We start from the raw sequence: 21,778 nt of genomic DNA on the forward strand, positions 1-21,778 counted from the left end.
AATAGCCTATTCATTTTTTCCAAAGAAACCTGCTATTAAAGTTGAGAAAATTAAGTCTGATCAATTAGCCTTATTTTAGAATCGAACTGAGGTTAAAACTTATAATTTACCCCAATAAGAAGTCCCAAAGAGTATGGTTTGTATTCATATTCAGAAGAGCTAGTTATGGAGTTAATAAAATACTTAAAACGAGGTTCCACATTAAAGTCAAAAGATGAATTGATGGGAGTACGTAAACCCAAACCAAAACTAGCACTATAACTTACAGCGTTAATTCCCTCTATCATTCCAATTTTATTTCTGGTGTTATTGCTAATGTTATAAGCATTATTTCCTACCAATACATTTGTACTTACTCCTCCATTTACAGAAAGAGCAATGCCTTTATTTATGATATCGTATTTTAAAATAAAAGGTATCTCAATATATTCTAATTCTTGCTGGATTTCGACTTCTGAATTTCTAAAGAAAGCCATATTAGAAATAGTTCTGCTTGCTTCAAAATCAGTTGAAGGAGCGGCATCAAACATTTTTCCTGAAGATGAGCTTTTAGGCACTATATTTCCCATCGAATTTTGGTAACTATTAGCTGAGGGAGCTGGTTGTATGTTATCTTCTAGCAGACCAAAGGCTACTGAATTACTTGGCGTATAAGAGGAATTACTAAATTTTTGACCAACTTGGGCATACAAAAGTCCTGTTTCTATTCTAAAGCGTTTACTGGTCTTAAAATTAACATTTACTCCTCCTGTTAATTTAGTGATCCCACTTTCATTCTTTGCACTGTTATTATTTCCATCTCTATAGGAATACGAAGGAGCAATTTGTCCACCTACAGATATGGCAGCAAACAATTCTTTTTTTATTTCTTCTTCGTCTTCAGAATCTCCAAAGATCATGTCAGCCATACGTTTGTTGTCCATATCGCTATTTTGCAAAAAGAACACTGTAGATGGATCAATAGTTTCTGTATGCGTAATCACATCTTTATTGGAGATTGCTTTCAATAATACCTCTTTTTTAATTTGAGTATTATTTTGTGCAGATAGTAGATTTGAGTTTGTATATTCCTCACTGTTTTTGAAAGCAACCGTTTTTATCTCTTTGTTAATATTTGAATTTTCTTTTTGGTTTTGTAATTCATGAACATATAAACTTTCTTTTTGCTCAACATCTTTATTTGTAGAGATTGTATTGCTTATTGAAGTTGCTCCTGTTTCGTTGGTTTGTTTGTTTTCGTTTTCAGATATAATCAGACCAGAATCAGGTTGTAAATTTGTTAGATATTTTGGTGATTCAGTATTACTTGTATGTAACAATATTCCTGCTAAAATAATAACACCAATAAATGCAGCAGCTGCAGAACCCTTCCATAAAAGCAAAACCATTTTTTGTTTGCGATTGCTTTTTATTTCTGCATTAATAGCATCCCATACATGAGTAGGAGGTGTTGCTGAGAAATCAGACAAGCCTTCCCTGAATAATCTATCTATGTTGTTTTCCTTGCTCATGCTATTATTGAATCATTTTTTTTTATGGATAATCTATCCTTTAAAATTTTTCGTGCTCGTGATAAGTTAGATTTAGATGTACCAATAGATATTCCCAGTATATCTGATATTTCCTGATGTGAGTATCCTTCTAATGCGTAAAGGTTAAAAACCAATTTGTATTTGGGAGGTAATTCCTCAACAAACGTCAGTAATTCTTTCGGGTTAATCGTTTCTGTGTGTTCACTGATTTCAGGTGCGTCTTTTGCAATGTCTTCAATCGAATCAACAAAATATACCGGATTTTTCTTTCTAAAGGTTTCGATAATTGTATTTACCACAATTCGTCTCATCCATCCTTCAAATGAACCTTCAAATCTGTATTTTTTTATGTTAGTAAATATTTTTATAAATGATTCTTGAAGATGGTCTTCAGCCTCCGTTTTGTCTTTACAATATTGCAGACAAACACCATAAAGCCAGGGCGAAAAACAATCATATAATTGTTTTTGAGCCTTGCCATTATTCTTTTGGCATCTTTTTATTATTTCTTCAAGATTCTTCACGCAAAAAATTATACCACCTAAACTAAGTAAATCATAGATTATGGTTATTTTATTATTCTTCTAAATTAAAGATTTACCATCTCATGTCAAATTTAGGAAGTATTAATCTGTTCTTATGATGTTAAATATATAAAGGGGTTGCGTAAGCTTTTAAAAATTTAATCAATAGATTATATTTTTTGCTGAGAGTAAAGTTTCTGTTTGGCTGGCGATATCTTGAAAAAATTACTGGGATGGGTTTTATGCAAAAAAAATGCCAGCAATAAACTGGCATTTTCTGATCTTTATTAATGAATTTTCTTCATCTTGTCCATTTCTCTTTTGGCATCCTTAAGTTTTAAGGATTCTCTTTTGTCATGACTTTTCTTTCCTTTAGCTAGGGCAACTTCAACTTTAGCCCAACCACGGTCATTCAGAAAAACTTTTAAAGGAATAATGGTCAACCCTGATTCTTTTGTTTTTCTATCTAATTTCTGAAGTTCTTTTTTTTGTAATAACAACTTTCGCTCTCTTAGAGGCATATGGTTGTTATAGGTTCCAAAAAAGTATTCAGCTATATTAAACCCTTTAATCCAAAGCTCGTTTCTAACAAAGTAGCAATAAGCTTCAACTAAACTGGCTTTACCTAATCTCAAAGATTTTATTTCAGTACCGGACAATTGAATGCCGGCAACAAACTTTTCAAGGATTTCGTAATCAAAAAAAGCTTTTTTATTTCGTATGTTAACTTTATTCTGTGTCATATTATTCCCAATCAAATCCCACTAAAACGGATAAACATTACCCATAACAAATAAGGAAGAAACAAAATTAGTAAACTAATAATAATTGTAAGAACAATTCTGAAATCTTTATTCTCAAATTCTCCAATATGTTTGGTTGAATGCCAAACTAAGAATGCCGTATATAAACCTGCTATTTGTAAAAAATAAATTTGCGGAATTAAAAGTGTTGTTATTCTTAATATAAAAATAACTACCATTGAATAAGCAACCGTTTTTATAGCAATATCTTTTACTTGTGCTGTTTTGGGTGTTTTTGCAAATTGAGGGATAATCTTAATTAAAATGTAATAGGAAATAAATAGGGTTAAAAAGAAAGCCGTAAATTGACCTATTGCATTTTTAAGCGCAAAAGTAAAATCCGGGTCCTGATGAGCCATAATGGAATTAATAAAACTTATCAGTGTAATAACAGCCAAATAAGGCAATGCAAATTCACTTAAAATCTTATTAAAATCACTTTTCTCATTATGGATGGTCTCCCATTCATTTTGTGGACTAATAATAAGGTTTTTTGTTCTTATAAAAATGTTTTTATATCTAGTGATCAGACTTTGTGGTTGATTTTTAGAATCCATAAATACTTTATTAAATGTGCTGTGAGTTAGATTTGAAGCTATTTTAATTAGTTTTGTGGTGTCAAAAATATAAAAAATCAATAGAATTAAAGTTTGAGTACTTTAAATTGATGTTAATAACATATATTCATGAAAAAAATGTCACCATATAATCTGGTCGTTGTATTAGGTCCTACTGCAAGTGGTAAAACAACATTAGCAACAAAACTGGCACATAAAATTGATGGAGAAATTATAAGTGCAGATTCCCGTCAGGTTTATAGAAATATGGATTTAGGTACAGGCAAGGATTTAGATGATTATATTGTTGATGGAACACAAATACCCTATCATTTAATTGATATTGTAGATGCTGGATATAAATACAATGTTTACGAGTATCAAACTGATTTTTTTAAAGCATTTGAAGATATTAAAAGTAGGGGTAAGTTTCCTGTTATGTGCGGTGGAACAGGAATGTATATTGAGGCAGTGCTAAGTCATTTTAAAATGGTTCATGTGCCTTCAAATCCTGAATTAAGAAAAAGTCTCGAAGGAAAATCTCTTGAAGAACTGACTCAAATATTGTCCTCTTTTAAGAAGTTACATAATAAAACTGATGTTGATACTATAAAAAGAGCCATTCGGAGTATTGAAATTGAGACATACTATATGGATAATCCAACTATTGAGGTTGAATTGCCAGAATTAAACCCATTAATTATAGGAGTGGATATAGATCGGGAGTTGCGAAGAGAAAAAATTACCCGAAGATTAAAATCCAGATTAGAAGAGGGAATGATAGATGAGGTAAAATCTATATTAGATAGTGGCGTTCATCCCGATGATTTAATCTACTATGGCCTGGAATATAAGTATCTCACGCTGCATGCAATAGGTAAGTTGTCGTACAATGAGATGTTTGAGAAACTAAATATTGCGATACATCAGTTTGCTAAAAGACAAATGACCTGGTTTAGGAAGATGGAAAGGAGTGGATTTAATATCCATTGGATGGATGCAAAAGATCCTGAAGACGAAAGAGTTCGTGAAATAATAACAATGTTGGAACAAGCGTTGTAGTTGGTGACTTTTTATTGCTTTGTTGTACTCTATTTTGAAAAAGACTGCGAATGAAATATTTGAGCATAAGCATATTGTTTTTTTTACTTCTATCTAGTGCCAAATCATTTGGACAGCAATATGATTTTGTGAAAATTTTACCCGGAATCGGAATAGTTTATAATAGTGACTCCATTTTTCTAAACAAGACTACAATAACAGAGCTACATCAGATTTTGAAAATTAAAGAGAATTCCAATCCAAATGTATTTGTAATTACAATGTGGGATGGTTATGATTCTGAAACTTTAGAATCTATATCTGGAACTGAATATACACGAGAAATTAATTTTAAATCAATCACATTTGAATTTGCAGACGAAACAGATAAAGATAACCTCAAACTGAGGTGTATAACTATGAAGGAAGACAATACTCTTAAAATATACACGGACAATGGCTTAATGCTCGGAATGACAAATCCTGAAATTAGAGAGTTCTATCCGTTAACAAGAAAAAAAGATTTCATTTCAGAAAATGGATTGAATTATAATTTATACAAATACGGGATTTCCTTACAATTGGAGAAATTGGAAAATAACGATATGATGTTAATTGAGATATCGACACATGTAATCTTTGAATAAAAAATGACCTTCAATACATTACTTATTGTAGGCTGGAGGTTGGAGGTATGCCAACTGCGAAACGAGAATCCGGCCAGACAGCATGTGCTAACCTATAAGCTGTATAAATAAGTAAATATTTACTGGTATTATTTATGCATAAATGTGCGTAAACAATCGGTTATCATGTAAAATTGTTAGTTTATCAAAGAATATGATACTTTGGTAAGGAATTCTGAAAAAAAGGCCTTTATAGAAAAACCTATTAACACTTTCGTCGTAATTATATTATCTGATAAAAAATTAGAAAAGTTATTAGGCTAAAAAGCATTTCAATGGATAATATAGAGTTGTATATTGACAGAATTTCAAAACTTGCAAATAGAAATAAAGAGTTAAATCGGGAGATGAATGAGATTGTAAGCAGATACAATTTTATTCAGAAGCAAAATGACAAGTACCTTAATCTATTATCGAATTTTTCATTTGAGGATGAAGAGAAAAAAGTAACTCCTAAGCAAAAAATTCGTCGCTTTACAAGAGCATCTCTTTTATATGCTTCCGTTGAAGGTTTTCATAAGTTAAGTGGTCATCCAAAAGCCGAACTGTTAATGGACAAATTGGATGAACTTCAACTCAGAATGGGTGATATAGCTAAGAAATACGATATTGTTAAGATAAAGACAGTTGGTGATGTGTTTATTTATGGTGGTGGTATGTTGGAAGAAAACAGAACCAATCCCATAGATGTAATATTGGCAGCTCAGGAAATGCAGCAGGCGGCCATAGAAATAAATGGAGGTGAAGATGGTACTGCCTTTTGGGAATTAAGTATAGGAATTCATACCGGTCCTGTTTTAGCTGAACCAACCGGAAAAAAATCCGCACCTTTTCGATTAGCCGGCGATTCCGTGAATTTTACCAGTCGTTTGGGTAAAGCTTGTAAAGCGGGTTCTATCAATATTTCTGCGATGACATACGAATTGGTTAAGGAATTTTTTGATTGCTCATCGTCAGGTCAGATGCCGGTAAAATATAAAGGTATTATGGAATCCTTTTATGTGGATGGACTGCTGCCAGAATTGATTCAAGAAGGAACAAAAAGGAAAATAACTAAAGACTTTCATGTAAAATACTCATTAATCCAATTCTTAGATATTCAGGAAGAAGTATTGGATATGATGGAGCAAAATCTTCCGGATAGTCTGTATTACCATAATATCAAGCATACAATTGACGTAGTGACAGAAGTTGAGTTAATTGGTTGGGCAGAAGGTTTATCTGAGGAAGAAATATTGTTGTTGAAATTAGCCGGATTGTTTCACGATTCGGGACATGTAATTAGTTACGATGATCATGAATTTCATGGAACAGTGTTAGCACGTAAAATGTTAAAAAAATATCATTATCATCCGGATATACTCGACCGTGTTTGCAGTTTAATTATGGCTACTCAATTTCCTCCTGAGCCTAAAAATTTGCTGGAAAAAGTAATTTGTGATTCTGATTTGGATTATTTGGGAAGGGCTGATTTTATACCTGTTTCAAATATGTTATACGAAGAGCTTAAGGTTCGTAATATGATTGGATCATACACTGAGTGGAATATTAAACAACTTACTTTTATACGTAAACATCAATATTTTACTGATACTGCACAAAATCTTAGGGAAGTAAATAAGAATAAACAAATAGAAAGACTGGAAAAATTATTGTCTGTTGAGGCTAATGAAGAGGAATAGAATTTTCATATAAAAAGGACTGCACAGACTATAAGAAAATCAGTTATATGGTGAAAATATAAATATTTCTCATTAGAAGCACAGAGAACAATTACTTGCTTTTTTTCATTGATTTTATATATTTGATATCTTGCATTAAAATATTAAAGTATAGAATGATGAAACGAGCCATAAGAATTCTTTCTTTTACAGGGAAATGATTCAGTTTGGCGAGTTACATGTGACAATAAAAATTAAATTATTAGCATATGAAACGAGTTTTTTTGTGTTTTCTTGGTGGTTTGTTTATGGTTACTTCATGCAAACAATCATCAAAATCAGTTACAGTTTATGAGCCTTCAATTCCTGATGTGAAAGAAAAAGTTGAGGAGTTTATCCCTATAGAATTAAAAACAGATCTATCAAAACTAAGCGAGAATGAGCGCTCTATGCTTCCCATTTTATTTGAAGCTGGTAAGATTATGGATGACTTGTTTTGGAAACAAGCTTATGGTGATAAAGATGCATTGTTGGGTAAGATAGAGGATGAGTACTTAAAAAAGTTTGTAAAGATTAATTATGGACCTTGGGAAAGGCTCAATAATAATACTTCATTTATTAAAGGAATTGGCGCTAAACCCCTGGGAGCTAATTTCTATCCGCAAGATATTACAAAAGATGAATTTGAAAGTATTCAGGATTCTGATAAAACCAGTTTATATACGCTTATAAAAAGGGATGAAACCACAAGAGAACTAAGTGTTATTCCATATCATGTTGCTTATAAAGAAGAGCTTACCAAAGTTTCTGATTTATTAAAAAAAGCTGCAGCCTTAGCTGATGATGAAGGTTTGAAAGATTATTTGTTAAAAAGATCAGAAGCTTTATTAACAGGTGAATACTTTGAGAGCGATTTGGCCTGGATGAGCATGAAAAACAATACCATTGATTTTGTTGTGGGTCCAATAGAAAATTATGAGGATGCACTTTATGGAGCAAAAGCAGCTTTTGAGGCGTTTATCTTAATTAAAGACAAAGAGTGGTCAGGAAAATTAGCATATTATGCAACGTTATTACCACAATTACAAGAATCATTACCTGTAGATAAAGAATATAAAAGTGAAGTGCCGGGAAGTGATTCTGATTTAGGTGCCTATGATGTGGTTTTTTATGGTGGAGATTGCAATGCAGGAAGTAAAACCATCGCCATAAATTTACCAAATGATCCTAAGGTACATATCGAAAAAGGAAGTCGAAAACTGCAGCTAAAAAATAGCATGAAAGCTAAGTTTGATAAGATTTTAGTTCCTATTAGCCAGTTATTAATTGATGATGAGCAACAGGCAAATGTATCATTTGACGCCTTTTTTGAGAATACGATGTTTCATGAAGTAGCTCATGGTTTGGGGATTAAAAATACCTTGAATGGAAAAGGTACTGTTAGAGAGGCGTTAAAGGAAACAGCTTCGGCTATGGAAGAAGGAAAAGCGGATATATTAGGTTTATACATGGTTGATATGTTAACCAATATGAATGAACTGGGAGATGACCAGGTTCTTATGGATAACTATGTAACTTTTATGGCAGGATTGTTCAGATCAATACGTTTTGGAGCGTCAAGTTCGCATGGTAAAGCAAACATGATCAGGTTTAATTACTTTAATGAAAAGGGAGCTTTTACTAAAAATGAAGAAACAGGTAAGTATCGTGTGGATTTTGATAAGATGCATCAGGCAATGATTGATCTTTCAAAAGATATTTTGGTAATGCAAGGGAATGGAGATTATGAAAAGGCTCAGGAATGGATTAAAGAAAAAGGTTTTATCACTCCTGAACTGCAAAAGGATTTAGATAGAATTGCAGAGGCCGGTATACCTCGCGATATTGTATTTCAGCAAGGAGTTGATGTTTTAGGATTATAAAATCATATATCTAATGAAAAATGGCTTCCTGCATCAGGAAGCCATTTTTTATTTAAAGTTTAAAGTAAATTCTATAATCTCAGGTCTGTTCCCTAACCTTACCGGAGGTCCCCAGGTACCAAAACCATTACTCACATAGAAGTGAGAATTACCCTTCTTTTTGTATCCGCTGCTCACTTCAAATATTTTTTCAGTAATATAATTGAATGGCCACAATTGTCCGTGATGGGTATGGCCACTTAATTGAAGGTCAACACCTGCGTTTTCAACTAAATCTAAATGATATGGTTGATGATCCAGCATAATGATAGGTTTAGTTGGATCTAATTCAGAGGTTAATTTGCCTGGTGTTTTTCGTTTGATCCCTGTAAAATTTGTTTTGTCCCGATCTTCTCTTCCCGAAATATAAAAACTGTTTTTTACCAGAATTGAGGTGTCTCTTAAAATGTCAATACCATGTTCTTCTAGATATTTAACAGCTTTTTCTGCGCCTCCAATATACTCATGGTTGCCAGTAATTCCATACACACCCAAAGGAGCTTTTAAATTCAATAGATTTTTACCCAGGTTTTGTTCTATTACAGGCTTGATATCCTCATCAACTATGTCACCTGCAAAAAGAATAATGTCAGGTTTTAACGAATTAATAGTATTAACCAGTTTACCTGTTTTTCGGGGTCCTATTATTGTTCCAAGATGTATATCAGATGCAGCGACTATTTTTAAGGATTTAAATTCACCTCCATCTTTATTTATATCAATCGTTTTTCTGGTAATTTTTGGAGTCCATGCATTAATGTGTCCTATAATTACCACTAAAACAACTAAAACAGTAGTGGCATAGGTTGTTATTAATTTTGTTTTCGAATAGTTTTCCATCCACTTCATTGGTAAAAAATCAAATAAATGATTACCCCATCGAATGAGATCTAAAGAAAATATAGCGATGACAAAATATAACATGCCGGCAAACCAAAAAGCTCCGGTCCAATGAAAGAAATGGGCAATAGGTGAGTACCAAACCTTTTCTAAAAAACGACCTAAAGGATAGGAAACAAAAAGCAGGATAATGATCACCCGTAACCAGAATAGCATATGAGGAACTGCCTCAATACCTTGCGCTGCTCTTTTGTAGATATAAAAATTTACCAGAGCATGTATACCGAGAATTATAGAGAAAAATACAATCATTCTTAATTTTAGCATAATAATTTATTCTTTACAACATTAAGGTAAAGATATTGTTTACAATGATTTAATTGTAGTGCTAATATTCTGAGGTGAGTATAAAACGGATTGAAATGTGTTTTTCTTTTTGTAAAGTGACCAATTATTGTTTTTCAATAAATATTCTCCTAAATAGTTTTATAGCCCAATGTTTTTCTGGTTTATGATGGTATTTCAACCATTCTGTCAAGTTGTTCATTAACTCTTCAGTATTATATTTTCTTTGATTGATACCTGTCTTTAAAGTGTGTGTTATTTCTTCATAAGTCAATTGACGAGGAGGGCGTTTAAAACGTTCTTTGTATATGTATGGGGATAATATATCAAAAAGCTCCTGATCAACTTTTCTGGGTTTAGGAATTGGGTAAGTTAACTGCAAGTTTATCATAACCTCAGCATTGCAATCATACAGCGGTTTTTGCTTTGATAATATTTCAAGAAAAGTAACCGTAGTGGCAAAAATATCAACGGACTCATTAAATAAATCTACTCTTTTTAATATTTGCTCAGGTGGAGAGTAAATCATAGAAAACCCTTTATATTCTATTGTCTTTTGAGATTTGAATGGAATCGCTCTTTCATAATCAATAATGGTTATATTTTTAGGATTCCACTTGTTGATTTTTTCTCCGGGTTTATGTTTTATTAATAAGTTTGATGGTTTAATATCTGTATGTAAAATACCTTCCGAATGTAATTTATGGAGCTGATTTAATACCTCAATCAGGCATTGGATTACAAACTCTTTAGATAATTGAGAGAATTTAATAGGGCTACTTAATACGGATTTAAAATCAGTGCCTTCCATGAAATCTCTGACGATAAAGTGTTTGTTATTTGTTGTAAAATAACTTGATGTAAGAAAGTTTTCTTCTTCGATAAGATTTATTTTATCAAGCATATTCAGAGCGTGTGAAGAAGGTGCAGCTCGTAGCTCTTTGATAACAACTTTACTGTTGTTTCTGGTGTCAAGGCCCTGATAAGTAATACCAAATTTATTTTTGGTTAAAGTTCTTTCAATTTTAAAATGTAGAATGCGCTCAGCCTTAGACATGGTTTTGATTATATGATATAAAAAAATTACTTTAAAAGTAATACCTGGTGAAGATATGCCTTTTAAAGTAATTTTTAAGGAGTAATTAGCCTTTATTTCAAGTATGCATCAAGCCATCTGAAAAATTCACGATGCCATAAAATACCATTTTGAGGACTTAAAACCCAATGGCATTCTTCTGGGAAATATAGAAAACGAGCTGGAATTCCTCTCATAATTGCAGTGTTAAATGCGCCCATCCCTTGTGTATAAGGAATTCTGAAATCTTTTTCTCCATGAATTACTAAAATTGGCGTATCCCAGTTTTTAACAAATTTATGAGGAGAGTTGTCAAATGATTTTTGAGCAGCTTTATTGTCTTTATCCCAATAATTACCTTTCAAATCCCAGTTTACAAAAAACATTTCCTCAGTAGTAGAATACATCTGTTCAAAATTGAAGATTCCACAATGTGATACCAGCGCTTTGAAACGCTTTTGGTGATGACCGGCAATCCAGTAAACAGAAAATCCACCATAACTGGCACCAATAGCACCTAATTTAGTTTCGTCAACATATGGCTCTTTCGCAAGTGTATCAATTGCAGTAAAATAGTCTTTCATATTTTGACCACCATAATCTCCACTAATCTGTTCGTTCCATTCCTGACCAAAGCCTGGTAATCCTCTTCGGTTTGGAGCTACAATAATATAGTCATTAGCTGCCATAAGTTGAAAATTCCATCTTAAACTCCAAAACTGACTAACAGTACTTTGAGGTCCACCTTGGCAATATAAGAGAGTAGGATACTTTTTATTAGGATCAAAATTAGGAGGATAAATCACCCAGGTTTGCATTTTCTTGTTGTCAGTAGTGGTAATCCATCTACTTTCAACTTTTCCCATTTCCAGTTGCGCAAGCATTTCTTTGTTTTCAAAAGATATTTCTTGATCATTGCCAGTTTTAGGGTCTACTACAAATATTTCAGTTGGGAACATCATAGAACCCTTTGTGGCAACAATTTTATCCTGAGCAGGAATAGCAGCATAATAGTTATGAACACCTTCTGTTATTTTGCTGATGTTGCCATCATTTGTATTGATGCTGTATATTTCGTTTGTGCCATGGTAATTACTGATAAACCAAATTTTATCACTTTTTTCGCTCCATACAAGGTTTGCTACATTTTGATCAAAGCCTGTACTCAAATCCTTTTTCTCACCACTGGCTAAATCTAAAATGAATAGTCTGTTTTTATCAGATTCATATCCATCTCTTTCCATGCTTTCCCAAGCCAAATATTTTCCATCCGGAGAGAATGTCGGATTTAAATCATATCCCATCATACCTTTAGTAAGGTTTTGGGTTGTTTGATCCTGTACGTTGTATAAATAAATATCTGCATTTGTAGAAAAGGCGTAAGCTTTACCAACCAATTTTTCACAGCAGTATGCTAAACTTTTCGAGTCGGAACTCCATGTAATTTGCTCAACGCCTCCAAATGGTTTCAAAGGACTATCGAATCTTTCACCTTCCATAATGTCAGTACCTGATTCAATTAGTTTGTCTGTAGGTGCTACAAAAACATGACTGTAATCGTCATCTTCCCATGTATCCCAGTGACGATACATGATATCATCTTCAATTCTTGCGTTAGCTAAAGGAAGATCCGGATATAAATCATGAATGTTTTCATCTATTTTTATTTCACAAGTAAAGGCAAGGTGTTTTAAATCCGGTGAATATTGGTAGTTGGTAATCCCATTCTCAATATTAGTAACTTGCTTCCGGTTGCTTCCATCAACATCCATTTCCCATAGTTGAACTGAACCTTTTTCAGCAGATAAAAAGTTAATTTTTTTTCCATCAGGTCTCCATGTTACTGCAGATTCATTACTTTTTGTATCTGTAATCTGAGTTTTTACACCATCTTTTACCGAGATTGTATAAACGTCTGAATATGATTTGTTTTCTTCAATGTTAGTGTACGAAACCGAGTAAAGCACTGTCTCTTTGTCTGGAGAAACAGAAACGTTCCCAATTCTACCTAAAGTCCATAGAATTTCTGGTGTAAGTCTGCTCCCGGAAAAAGTTTTGCCTTTGTTGGTAAATCCTTTTTCTACCACAGAGTTTTGACATGAAGAAGCAATAATCAGAATTGCTAAGATAATAGAGTATTTAAGCTTATTCATTATTTAAATTTTGAATATGTTTTTTAAGCGGCCAATTTACAATCATATGTATTTAATCACAAATACGTTAGAGTATGTATTTTATGACTTTTGTTAGGTTCTGTAATCTTTTTGCAGGTGTAATAGAATATGTAACTTGTTTATATATAATATGATATGTGATGATTTAATGAGCTAGTTCTGATATTTATAAATTTTCATGAAACTTTATGCCAATTATTGAGTAAATAACTGCTTAATTCAATATTGTAAATGACGTAAAAGCACAATAAAAACATATTATAAGATAATTCTTATTGCATCTAAGAAATAGATAGTATAGATTATTGAGAATAAAAATTAGTGACTAACTAGGCTTTTTATCCATATAGTTAGTAACTTGATATAGCAAATACCTTGTTGATTTATTTATTACCTGACAAAAGACTAACATATGAAGTGGAATTACAGATTTAGATTCAGGACAATTACAGGCCAAATTATTACTGTTAATATGTTGTTGCTCATTGTGATGGCATTAGCAATAACTGTCCCATGGGGAGTTTTATCCTATAATGCAGAGATGAAGAGACTGGATGCTTTGGAAGAAATATTGAAATCTGATTATGATAAGCAAATAAAAAGCGAAGTAGAAACTGCATATAGTCTTATAGAAGGTGTTTATAAGAAATATGAAGAAGGTGAATTTACTTTGGATCAGGCAAAGAAATTGGCTGCAGATGTGGTAAGAGAGTTGTCTTATGGGGAATCAGGATATTTTTGGATTGATACGCAGGATGGAACTAATGTGGTACTTTTAGGAAGTGCAACAGAGGGTACTAACAGACTCAATTTGAAAGATGAAAAAGATAATTACCTGATTAAGAACATTATTAAAGTTGCAGTTGAAGGTGGCGGTTATACGGAATATTGGTTCCCTAAAAAAGGAGAAACAGAAGCTTTACCCAAGCGAAGTTATTCAATGTATTTTAAACCATGGGATTGGATTGTAGGAACAGGAAATTATATTGACGATATTGCCTCAAGAGTTAATAAGGAAAGAGAAGTTGAAATTAGTGAATTACAGTCCTTATTGTGGCTAATGTTAATTATTTCCATTGGAGTTTTGGCTTTAGCAATATTAGGAACAGTAGTTTTTGGACGTAGTTTTTCTCGTCCTTTAGTAGCTTTAGCAAAAAAAACAGAACGTCTAGCCTCAGGAGATTTAGATCTGGCTATTGATAAGAACAGGGATGATGAGATTGGAACGTTACAAGCTTCCTTAATTACCACATTACAAAAACTTCGGGAAGTCATTACGGAAGTTATTGACGGATCTTCAAATGTATCCAGTGCCAGCTCTCAGATGAGTAAAACGGCAGAACATATAGCTCAGGGGGCAAGTACGCAGTCTGCTTCAACAGAAGAAATTTCGTCTTCAGTTGAAGAAATGGTGGCAAATATTCAGTCAAATACTGAAAATGCCAGAATTACAGAAGAGATTAGCGTTGATTCGGAAAGTAGTATGAATAAGCTACAGGAGACTCTTAAAGAGAATCTTGAAGCTATGAAAGAAATTAAGGAAAAAACAAATATCATTAATGAGATCGCAACGCAAACTAATTTATTGGCCTTAAATGCCGCTGTAGAAGCTGCAAGGGCAGGAGAATATGGTAGAGGGTTTGCAGTTGTGGCAACTGAAGTAAGAAAGTTATCTGATTACACTCAGAAGGCAGCCAATGCTATTGATGGTTTAACCGCCTTAAGTTTAAGAACAGCAGAGGAATCCTGGGAAAATCTTGAGCAGTTACTTCCGGAGATAAAAAACACAGTAGAGCGAATAAGGGAAATCTCATCCTCCAGCAGGGAGCAGGATATTGGTGCAGGACAAATCAATAACGCAGTACAAGAGTTGGTTAATGTAACTTCACAAAATGCTGCATCATCAGAAGAGTTAGCGTCCAGTTCTGAAGAATTGTCGCGCCAATCAGATCAGTTAAAGGATACTATTTCCTTTTTTAAACTAGGTAAAAAGATTAAGAAGTAAAGAAATTAGTAGGGTCAATTTCTTCCAGAATTGACCTTCCTTTTGAAAAGTCCTTGCTTGTCCATTGCCAATCTTCAATAATTCTTAGTTTTCCGGTATCTAATCGTTCTACTTTCGATCGGCAAATTCCTGTTAATAATTGATTGTTGAAATTGGTGTGGTGGTATTGCATGTCTATATTGCCATCTCTGTCAATAGTGCCATATAAATTGCCGGATTTTATTGTGCCGCCTTTATATTCGGCAGTTACAACGCTTTTGCTTTGTTTGTAAAGAAAAATTGTTTCTTGATTGGTGTCCCCGTGTTCAGTATTACTTTGTGTAATAAATGCCTTATTGTTTAGGTTTATCATTGAATTGTTCAGGTTATAAATTAAAGATCACATAATGTTGGTTTACAGTGCGTAAATATAATTTATCTTTTTGTAAAAAATAAAAAGGTCGAAAGAAAAATCTTCCGACCTTGAAAAATATATTTTTTATATTATTTCTTTGAACTGGCTTCGATAATTAGCTGTTCAAGTTCATCCATCAATTCCGGATTATCCTTAATAACATTTTTAACAGCCTCTCTTCCTTGTCCTAATTTTGTGTCTCCATAACTAAACCACGATCCACTTTTCTTAATAATTTCAAGTTCAACACCAAGGTCAAGAACTTCTCCAACTTTCGAAATTCCTTCTCCGTACATAATGTCAAACTCAGCCTTTTTAAATGGAGGAGCAACTTTGTTTTTAACCACTTTAACTCTGGTATGGCTACCAATTACATCTTCACCATCTTTAATTTGTGAAGCTCTACGAATATCAAGTCTTAATGAAGCGTAGAATTTAAGCGCATTACCACCGGTTGTCGTTTCCGGATTTCCAAACATAACACCAATCTTTTCACGAAGCTGGTTGATGAAAATACAGCAAGTATTTGTTTTGTTAATGCTTGAAGTCAATTTTCTAAGTGCCTGCGACATTAAGCGAGCTTGTAATCCCATTCTGGAATCACCCATTTCACCTTCAATTTCAGCTTTAGGTGTTAATGCAGCAACCGAGTCAATAACAATAATGTCAATAGCAGAAGATCTGATTAGCTGGTCAGCAATTTCTAAAGCTTGCTCACCGTTATCAGGTTGAGAAATCAATAAGTTTTCGATGTCTACACCAAGTTTTTCAGCATAGAATCTATCAAAGGCATGTTCTGCATCAATGAAAGCAGCAATTCCTCCGTTTTTTTGAGCTTCAGCTATGGCATGAATTGCTAAAGTTGTTTTACCAGAAGATTCAGGACCATAGATTTCAATGACTCTACCCCTTGGAAATCCACCAACGCCCAATGCCATATCTAAAGACAATGAACCTGTTGAAATAACCGGAATATTCTCAACTTCATCATCTCCCATTTTCATGATAGTTCCTTTACCATAGGCCTTGTCAATTTTGTCCATGGTAAGTTGTAGTGCCTTTAATTTTTCTTTATTAACTTCTTGTTTTTCTGCCATTTTGTTAATTCTATCAGAGTGTTATCTCTTGTTTAATTATTTTTTATTCAATATTTAATTCACCGTAAATCTGGTTTGTATGGTCTTTGGTTTTAACCTTATTAATTATTTTTTCAATAATTCCTTCCTCATTAATAATGAAAGTAGTTCTTATTACTCCCATATATTCTCTACCATACATTTTCTTTAGACCCCAGGCATTATATAGCTCCAGAATTTCATGTTCTGTATCCGCAATTAAATCAAATTCAAACCCAAATTTATTGATGAATTTCTGATGAGAAGCCTCACTGTCGGGACTAACGCCAATTACTTCAAATCCTTTACCTGTTAAATCGGAATAATTATCATTAAGATTACATGATTCAGCAGTACATCCCGGCGTATTATCTTTGGGATAAAAATAGAGAATGACTTTTTTACCTAAGTAATCAGATAATGAAATATCCTTGCCATCTTGATTTTTTCCAGTAAAATCGGGGGCTTTATCGCCTTCTTGTAAAATGTTCATTGTTTTTAATTTTCAGGTTACAAATATATTCCATTAAACGAATACATTAAAGCTTGGTTCAAAACTTATTTATAAAATTTTCAAGGAAGCTAAAGATATAAATAAACTTTGGTTTAATATAAATACGCAAAAAAATATATTGAATTGATATAAGGTAGTTTGAATAACTTTAAAAGTTAACAGCCATATTGAATGGCTATTTATTTAGGTAATTGGGCTTATATTTATATTTTTGGCAAGGATTTAATTTTTACAAAAGATATGATTAAATATTATTTAGGAATAATTGTTTTAGTTGTTTGTTTTTCTACCTCCAATGGGCAAAATGGAGTTGATAATGTAGAGTATACACCTCAATTAGGACTAGAATATTTTAAGGCAGGGAATTATGTTGAAGCTGAAAAAGTATATGACTTTTTGCTGGGGAAATATCCTAAGGATGGTAGATATAATTTCTATATGGGGATCTGTGAGCTAAAGAACAGACGTGATTTATCAGGAGCCATTAAAAAATTAAACTACGCAAGAATCAAAGGAATTAGTAAGGATGTATATTACTATTTAGGAAGAGCTCATCAACTATCATACAATTTCGAAGAAGCTATTTCTAACTATAAAACTTTTATTAAAAACGCATCATCTAGTGATGCAAGAGTAGATAAAGCCAATACATTTATAGAAGAGTGTAATAATGGAAGAAATATATCTTCGAAAATATATCAGCTTGAAGTATTGAATAAATCTAAAGTTCATAAAAATTCAATATTAAGTAAATATGCACCGGTAAAAGATGTGGGTAAATTATTGAGAAATGGTGACTTTTTTGAGTCTGGCGTGGATCCTGATAATGTAATGTTTGAAACCGAAAGAGGTGATGTGGTATACTTTTCAATGAAAACCAATGCTGAAGATACCATGAGTATCTATAAAATGGTAAAATTGATTGATGGTTGGGGAAAAAGTGAAAGAGTAGGAGAGCCTGTTAATTCAGTTTATAATGATGCCTATCCCTTTTTAGCCACCGATGGACTAACTTTTTATTTTGCTTCGAACCGACCTGGAGGTATGGGAGGATATGATATTTATAAAGCATATTACGACAATGAATCCCATAGCTTTTTAGAGCCCATTAACCTTGGTGTGCCTTTTAACTCACCCGATGATGATTTCTTGTTCGTTTCAGATGAGTTTTCAAAAGTAGCCTGGTTTGCATCTAATCGTGAAATCAGAGGGGATAGTGTTATAGTTTATAATATTAAATGGGACGGAAGACAGGTTCGAAATATGGTTGAGGATGAAAATCAAATTAAAGAATCTGCAAAATTGTCAATAGCTCAAGATGAAGATAATGGTGAAAATAGTTACAGGCAGCAAAATACTACCACCAATGTTGTGGATCAAAGAAAAAAAGGTGCATTTTCATTTGAAATAAACGATACATTAGTTTATACCCAATTTGAACATTTTATTGATGATGAAGCCCGTGCATTGTATAAAAAAGGTTACCAGTTAGATCAGGAACGCGATAGCTTATCCTATTTACTAAAGAAAAACCGTGCAAAATTTGGTGTTGTAAAATCAGAAGTTGAGCGTAATGAGGTTGTCAATGAGATTTTACGATTAGAGGGTCTGGTTTATAGTTTAGAAGATAAGGTTCAGGAAAACTATATGTATGCCCGACAAAAAGAAATCAATGAGATAAGCGACAGAATTGCAAAAGGAACCTATCAGTCTAATCAGGAGGTGAAACCCAAAAACTCAGAAGCAACAAATATTGAAGGGATATTTATACCCGAAAAATATTCAATGTACACTTCTGAAGAATTTGAAAAGCATTACCTAAAGAATGCTAAAATGTATGAATCTCTTTTTTCGGCTAATGATATAAAAGTTTTAAGATATGCCGATTCGTTATATGTATGGGCAAATATTTTAAATTTAGAGTCATCTCAGTTACTAGCGAAATCAACACAACAAGAAGAGGACAATTCCTTGAATCTTGGAAAATTAATCAAAAGAGGAGATGATGCATCAGGAGAAGAAGAAATATCAACTTCTGCTGCATTGATTAAAGAATCTAAAGAATTAAAAATTCTGTCAACAAGAATTTATCATAAAGCATTGGATAAAAAATATCCTGTTTATTGGTTAAAATTAAAGGATATATCCTCAAAGTTGGATGAAAACAAAGGTAAGGAGATTGAAGAGTTAACTTATCAGGGAAATGCCTATTTCAGAGAAGCTAAAAAAGCACTAAGCACACTTGGTGGATTAAATATTGAAGATTTTGAGAAGGCTGGAGCCATGAAAAGAGCTGGTATAGAAAGCCAGGAGAATGCTTTGAAATTATATAATGAGTTGATTAATGAAGGTTATCAGCCTAAAGAATCCGTTTCAAAACCGGTAAAAGGTGTGGTACAAAAGTCATATAGTGAATTACAAAAAGGTAGTGATGCTATAGAAGCGCCTAAAAAAGTAGATGCTGTACCTGAAAAACAAAAAGAAGTGGAGCAAGTGGCACCTGTTAAACCAGAAAGCACAGAAACAGTAAAAGAAGAATATAGAATTCAAATTGGGGTATTTAGAAATGCTCCCAATAATGAATCTTTATCTAAGATACCAGAAGTATCAAAAATTGAATTAACAGGACGAGGATTAACAAAATATTTTAGCGGGCATTATAAAACCAGACAAGAAGCCGAAGATGCAATAGAAACTGTTGTAGAGTCAGGATTTGCAGGTGCCTTCGTGGTTTATTTTAAAGATGGTGAATTATCATCTCTTCCAAAAGAATAACTTTAAGTAAATAAATCTGTTAAATAGAGAATTTTTGAATAAAAAGTGTTATTTTGGTTTTAAATACGCTAAGTGATGGAATCTTTTGGAAAAAAATGGAAAAGTGGTCGTTTAAGCAAAGATGAAGAACAGCTTAAATCATTAACATTACATAATGATGATATTAATTCTTTTGAATTTGTTATTCAGGCATTATGTGAAGTGTGCGACCATAATGATGTTCAGGCAGAGCAATGCGCTTTTCTGACTCATTTTACTGGAAAATGTCAAATAAAAATAGGTACAAAAGAAGAATTATCGCCTATTCATAAACAACTACAAGACAAAAAATTGTCGGTTACAATAGAATAAAATATGTCTTTAACAATCATTATCCTCCTGATTATTCTTGGGTTATTTTTACTGATACTTGAATTTTTTGTATTACCCGGAGTAACTTTTGCAGGAGTAGGAGGTGCTCTTTTTATTGGGGCAGGAATTTTCATGGCCTATAAAAACTATGGGTCAGTAGGTGGAAATACCACTTTAATAGCAACAATTGTTGTTGCTCTTTTCGTAATTGTTTGGTCGCTACGATCAGGAACCTGGAAAAAATTAATGCTCACTTCTGCAGTAGATGGTCAGGTTGAAGTAAAGGATGACTCAGCTATAAGTGTTGGCGATGAAGGTACTGCAATTACCAGATTAAATCCTGTTGGTAAGGCTTTGGTAAACGGAGTTACAATAGAAGCACGATGTCCGGGAAATTTTGTAGATTCAAACACCAGGCTCGAAGTAACAAAAGTTTTTAAAACATATATAATCGTTAAACCTAAAATTTAATAAGTATGGTAGATATGGGAGGCCTTGGATTTATTGGCCTATTAGCAGTCATTATTGTACTGTTTTTCTTATTTCTGTATTACGTTCCCGTGTTGTTGTGGTTCTCAGCCTTAGTGTCAGGGGTTCGTATTTCATTAGTACAACTTGTTTTAATGCGTGTTCGTAAGGTACCGCCGTCAGTTATTGTTAGAGCATTAATTGAAGCGACTAAAGCAGGTTTGCAGAATATAAAAAGAGATGAGTTAGAAGCGCACTTTTTGGCAGGAGGACATGTAACAAGTGTAGTTCATGCATTGGTATCTGCAGCAAAAGCAAATATTGATCTGACATTTCAGATGGCAACAGCAATCGATTTGGCAGGTCGTGATGTATTTGAAGCGGTACAAATGTCTGTAAATCCAAAAGTAATTGACACTCCTCCTGTGGCAGCTGTTGCAAAGGATGGAATTCAGCTCATTGCTAAAGCCAGAGTAACAGTAAGAGCAAGTATTAAACAATTAGTTGGTGGAGCAGGAGAAGAAACTGTTTTAGCACGTGTTGGTGAAGGTATTGTATCTTCAATTGGTTCTTCGTTATCGCATAAAGCAGTTCTTGAAAATCCGGATTCTATTTCTAAAGTAGTATTAGAAAAAGGATTGGATGCCGGTACAGCATTCGAAATTTTATCCATTGATATTGCTGATGTCGATATAGGTAAAAACATTGGTGCTGTTCTTCAAATGGACCAGGCGGAAGCTGATAAAAATATTGCTCAGGCAAAAGCTGAGGAAAGAAGAGCTATGGCGGTTGCATTAGAACAAGAAATGAAAGCAAAAGCACAAGAAGCAAGAGCTAAAGTAATCGAAGCTGAAGCTGAGGTACCATTAGCTATGGCAGATGCTTTCAGATCTGGTAATTTAGGTGTGTTAGATTATTTAAAAATGAAAAATATTGAAGCAGATACTTCAATGAGAG

Annotated in this window: 18 protein-coding genes and 1 pseudogene; 9 read left to right on the forward strand and 10 right to left on the reverse strand. The window is 33.1% G+C overall.

Annotated features, from left to right (window positions below):
- Window positions 1-92: 92 nt before the first annotated feature.
- The 4 genes from OM075_RS21480 to OM075_RS21495 all read right to left on the reverse strand — a co-directional run bounded on the left by OM075_RS21480 (window position 93) and on the right by OM075_RS21495 (window position 3,416).
- The gene (locus OM075_RS21480; protein WP_301192611.1) at window positions 93-1,511 is read right to left on the reverse strand and encodes an outer membrane beta-barrel protein; all 1,419 of its coding nucleotides are present in this window, start codon (window positions 1,509-1,511) and stop codon (window positions 93-95) included.
- Complete coding sequence (locus OM075_RS21485) at window positions 1,508-2,056, reverse strand: RNA polymerase sigma factor (protein WP_301192612.1); 549 nt, start codon at window positions 2,054-2,056, stop codon at window positions 1,508-1,510. Before OM075_RS21485 ends, OM075_RS21480 begins: the two co-directional genes overlap by 4 nt.
- A 287-nt stretch (window positions 2,057-2,343) precedes the next feature.
- Window positions 2,344-2,799 (reverse strand): SsrA-binding protein, encoded by a 456-nt coding sequence (gene smpB / locus OM075_RS21490; RefSeq protein WP_301192613.1) that lies wholly within the window; start codon window positions 2,797-2,799, stop codon window positions 2,344-2,346.
- 11 nt (window positions 2,800-2,810) lie between these two features.
- Entirely contained in the window at window positions 2,811-3,416 is a 606-nt protein-coding gene (locus OM075_RS21495; RefSeq protein ID WP_301192614.1) for a Yip1 family protein, read from the reverse strand.
- Between the two features lie 129 nt (window positions 3,417-3,545).
- On the opposite strand from OM075_RS21495, the gene miaA reads away from it, so the two are divergent.
- The 4 genes from miaA to OM075_RS21515 all read left to right on the forward strand — a co-directional run bounded on the left by miaA (window position 3,546) and on the right by OM075_RS21515 (window position 8,726).
- Window positions 3,546-4,478 (forward strand): tRNA (adenosine(37)-N6)-dimethylallyltransferase MiaA, encoded by a 933-nt coding sequence (gene miaA / locus OM075_RS21500; RefSeq protein WP_301192615.1) that lies wholly within the window; start codon window positions 3,546-3,548, stop codon window positions 4,476-4,478.
- A gap of 50 nt (window positions 4,479-4,528) precedes the next feature.
- Window positions 4,529-5,104: a hypothetical protein gene (locus OM075_RS21505; RefSeq protein ID WP_301192616.1), complete on the forward strand. Its 576-nt coding sequence runs from the start codon at window positions 4,529-4,531 to the stop codon at window positions 5,102-5,104.
- Between the two features lie 314 nt (window positions 5,105-5,418).
- On the forward strand, window positions 5,419-6,825 hold the full coding sequence (locus OM075_RS21510) for an adenylate/guanylate cyclase domain-containing protein (RefSeq protein ID WP_301192617.1): 1,407 nt from the start codon (window positions 5,419-5,421) through the stop codon (window positions 6,823-6,825).
- 248 nt (window positions 6,826-7,073) lie between these two features.
- On the forward strand, window positions 7,074-8,726 hold the full coding sequence (locus OM075_RS21515; protein ID WP_301192618.1) for a dipeptidyl-peptidase 3 family protein: 1,653 nt from the start codon (window positions 7,074-7,076) through the stop codon (window positions 8,724-8,726).
- Window positions 8,727-8,774: 48 nt separating this feature from the next.
- Here OM075_RS21515 and OM075_RS21520 read toward each other — a convergent pair whose 3' ends face one another.
- From OM075_RS21520 to dpp5, 3 genes are all read right to left on the reverse strand, one after another.
- A complete protein-coding gene (locus OM075_RS21520) occupies window positions 8,775-9,932 on the reverse strand; it encodes a metallophosphoesterase (protein WP_301192619.1) in 1,158 nt (385 codons plus the stop codon).
- Window positions 9,933-10,056: 124 nt separating this feature from the next.
- Entirely contained in the window at window positions 10,057-11,007 is a 951-nt protein-coding gene (locus OM075_RS21525) for a protein kinase domain-containing protein (RefSeq protein ID WP_301192620.1), read from the reverse strand.
- A gap of 92 nt (window positions 11,008-11,099) precedes the next feature.
- Complete coding sequence (dpp5, locus tag OM075_RS21530) at window positions 11,100-13,178, reverse strand: dipeptidyl-peptidase Dpp5 (protein ID WP_301192621.1); 2,079 nt, start codon at window positions 13,176-13,178, stop codon at window positions 11,100-11,102.
- A 592-nt stretch (window positions 13,179-13,770) separates the two neighbouring features.
- Between dpp5 and OM075_RS21535 the strand changes: the two are divergent.
- Window positions 13,771-15,078 (forward strand): annotated as a pseudogene (locus OM075_RS21535) (methyl-accepting chemotaxis protein); the annotation flags it as partial.
- A 115-nt stretch (window positions 15,079-15,193) separates the two neighbouring features.
- Here OM075_RS21535 and OM075_RS21540 read toward each other — a convergent pair.
- From OM075_RS21540 to bcp, 3 genes are all read right to left on the reverse strand, one after another.
- Entirely contained in the window at window positions 15,194-15,556 is a 363-nt protein-coding gene (locus OM075_RS21540; RefSeq protein WP_301192623.1) for an avidin-fold protein, read from the reverse strand.
- 131 nt (window positions 15,557-15,687) lie between these two features.
- On the reverse strand, window positions 15,688-16,695 hold the full coding sequence (gene recA, locus OM075_RS21545; RefSeq protein WP_301192624.1) for a recombinase RecA: 1,008 nt from the start codon (window positions 16,693-16,695) through the stop codon (window positions 15,688-15,690).
- Window positions 16,696-16,738: 43 nt separating this feature from the next.
- On the reverse strand, window positions 16,739-17,206 hold the full coding sequence (bcp, locus tag OM075_RS21550) for a thioredoxin-dependent thiol peroxidase (RefSeq protein ID WP_301192625.1): 468 nt from the start codon (window positions 17,204-17,206) through the stop codon (window positions 16,739-16,741).
- Between the two features lie 192 nt (window positions 17,207-17,398).
- Between bcp and OM075_RS21555 the strand changes: the two genes are divergently transcribed.
- From OM075_RS21555 to floA, 4 genes are all read left to right on the forward strand, one after another.
- Complete coding sequence (locus OM075_RS21555) at window positions 17,399-20,002, forward strand: hypothetical protein (RefSeq protein ID WP_301192626.1); 2,604 nt, start codon at window positions 17,399-17,401, stop codon at window positions 20,000-20,002.
- A 75-nt stretch (window positions 20,003-20,077) separates the two neighbouring features.
- Window positions 20,078-20,353, forward strand: coding sequence for an ATP-dependent Clp protease adaptor ClpS (locus OM075_RS21560; RefSeq protein ID WP_301192627.1), 276 nt, complete (start codon window positions 20,078-20,080; stop codon window positions 20,351-20,353).
- A 3-nt stretch (window positions 20,354-20,356) separates the two neighbouring features.
- Window positions 20,357-20,824: an NfeD family protein gene (locus OM075_RS21565; RefSeq protein WP_301192628.1), complete on the forward strand. Its 468-nt coding sequence runs from the start codon at window positions 20,357-20,359 to the stop codon at window positions 20,822-20,824.
- A gap of 5 nt (window positions 20,825-20,829) precedes the next feature.
- Window positions 20,830-21,778, forward strand: a 949-nt coding sequence (gene floA, locus OM075_RS21570) for a flotillin-like protein FloA (protein WP_301192629.1), incomplete at its 3' end; no start/stop codon positions are given.

This window comes from Plebeiibacterium sediminum (genome assembly GCF_026013605.1).
GTDB lineage: Bacteria > Bacteroidota > Bacteroidia > Bacteroidales > Marinilabiliaceae > Saccharicrinis > Saccharicrinis sediminus.

What these genes read in the sequence shown, in the direction of transcription:
- OM075_RS21495 (WP_301192614.1), bottom strand. Translation starts at nt 3,416, where the DNA reads ATGGATTCTAAAAATCAACCACAAAGTCTGATCACTAGATATAAAAAC.
- dpp5 (WP_301192621.1), bottom strand. Translation starts at nt 13,178, where the DNA reads ATGAATAAGCTTAAATACTCTATTATCTTAGCAATTCTGATTATTGCT.
- OM075_RS21525 (WP_301192620.1), bottom strand. Translation starts at nt 11,007, where the DNA reads ATGTCTAAGGCTGAGCGCATTCTACATTTTAAAATTGAAAGAACTTTA.
- OM075_RS21510 (WP_301192617.1), top strand. Translation starts at nt 5,419, where the DNA reads ATGGATAATATAGAGTTGTATATTGACAGAATTTCAAAACTTGCAAAT.
- OM075_RS21515 (WP_301192618.1), top strand. Translation starts at nt 7,074, where the DNA reads ATGAAACGAGTTTTTTTGTGTTTTCTTGGTGGTTTGTTTATGGTTACT.
- OM075_RS21565 (WP_301192628.1), top strand. Translation starts at nt 20,357, where the DNA reads ATGTCTTTAACAATCATTATCCTCCTGATTATTCTTGGGTTATTTTTA.
- miaA (WP_301192615.1), top strand. Translation starts at nt 3,546, where the DNA reads ATGAAAAAAATGTCACCATATAATCTGGTCGTTGTATTAGGTCCTACT.
- OM075_RS21555 (WP_301192626.1), top strand. Translation starts at nt 17,399, where the DNA reads ATGGCTATTTATTTAGGTAATTGGGCTTATATTTATATTTTTGGCAAG.
- OM075_RS21560 (WP_301192627.1), top strand. Translation starts at nt 20,078, where the DNA reads ATGGAATCTTTTGGAAAAAAATGGAAAAGTGGTCGTTTAAGCAAAGAT.
- bcp (WP_301192625.1), bottom strand. Translation starts at nt 17,206, where the DNA reads ATGAACATTTTACAAGAAGGCGATAAAGCCCCCGATTTTACTGGAAAA.
- OM075_RS21480 (WP_301192611.1), bottom strand. Translation starts at nt 1,511, where the DNA reads ATGAGCAAGGAAAACAACATAGATAGATTATTCAGGGAAGGCTTGTCT.
- recA (WP_301192624.1), bottom strand. Translation starts at nt 16,695, where the DNA reads ATGGCAGAAAAACAAGAAGTTAATAAAGAAAAATTAAAGGCACTACAA.
- OM075_RS21520 (WP_301192619.1), bottom strand. Translation starts at nt 9,932, where the DNA reads ATGCTAAAATTAAGAATGATTGTATTTTTCTCTATAATTCTCGGTATA.
- smpB (WP_301192613.1), bottom strand. Translation starts at nt 2,799, where the DNA reads ATGACACAGAATAAAGTTAACATACGAAATAAAAAAGCTTTTTTTGAT.
- OM075_RS21540 (WP_301192623.1), bottom strand. Translation starts at nt 15,556, where the DNA reads ATGATAAACCTAAACAATAAGGCATTTATTACACAAAGTAATACTGAA.
- OM075_RS21505 (WP_301192616.1), top strand. Translation starts at nt 4,529, where the DNA reads ATGAAATATTTGAGCATAAGCATATTGTTTTTTTTACTTCTATCTAGT.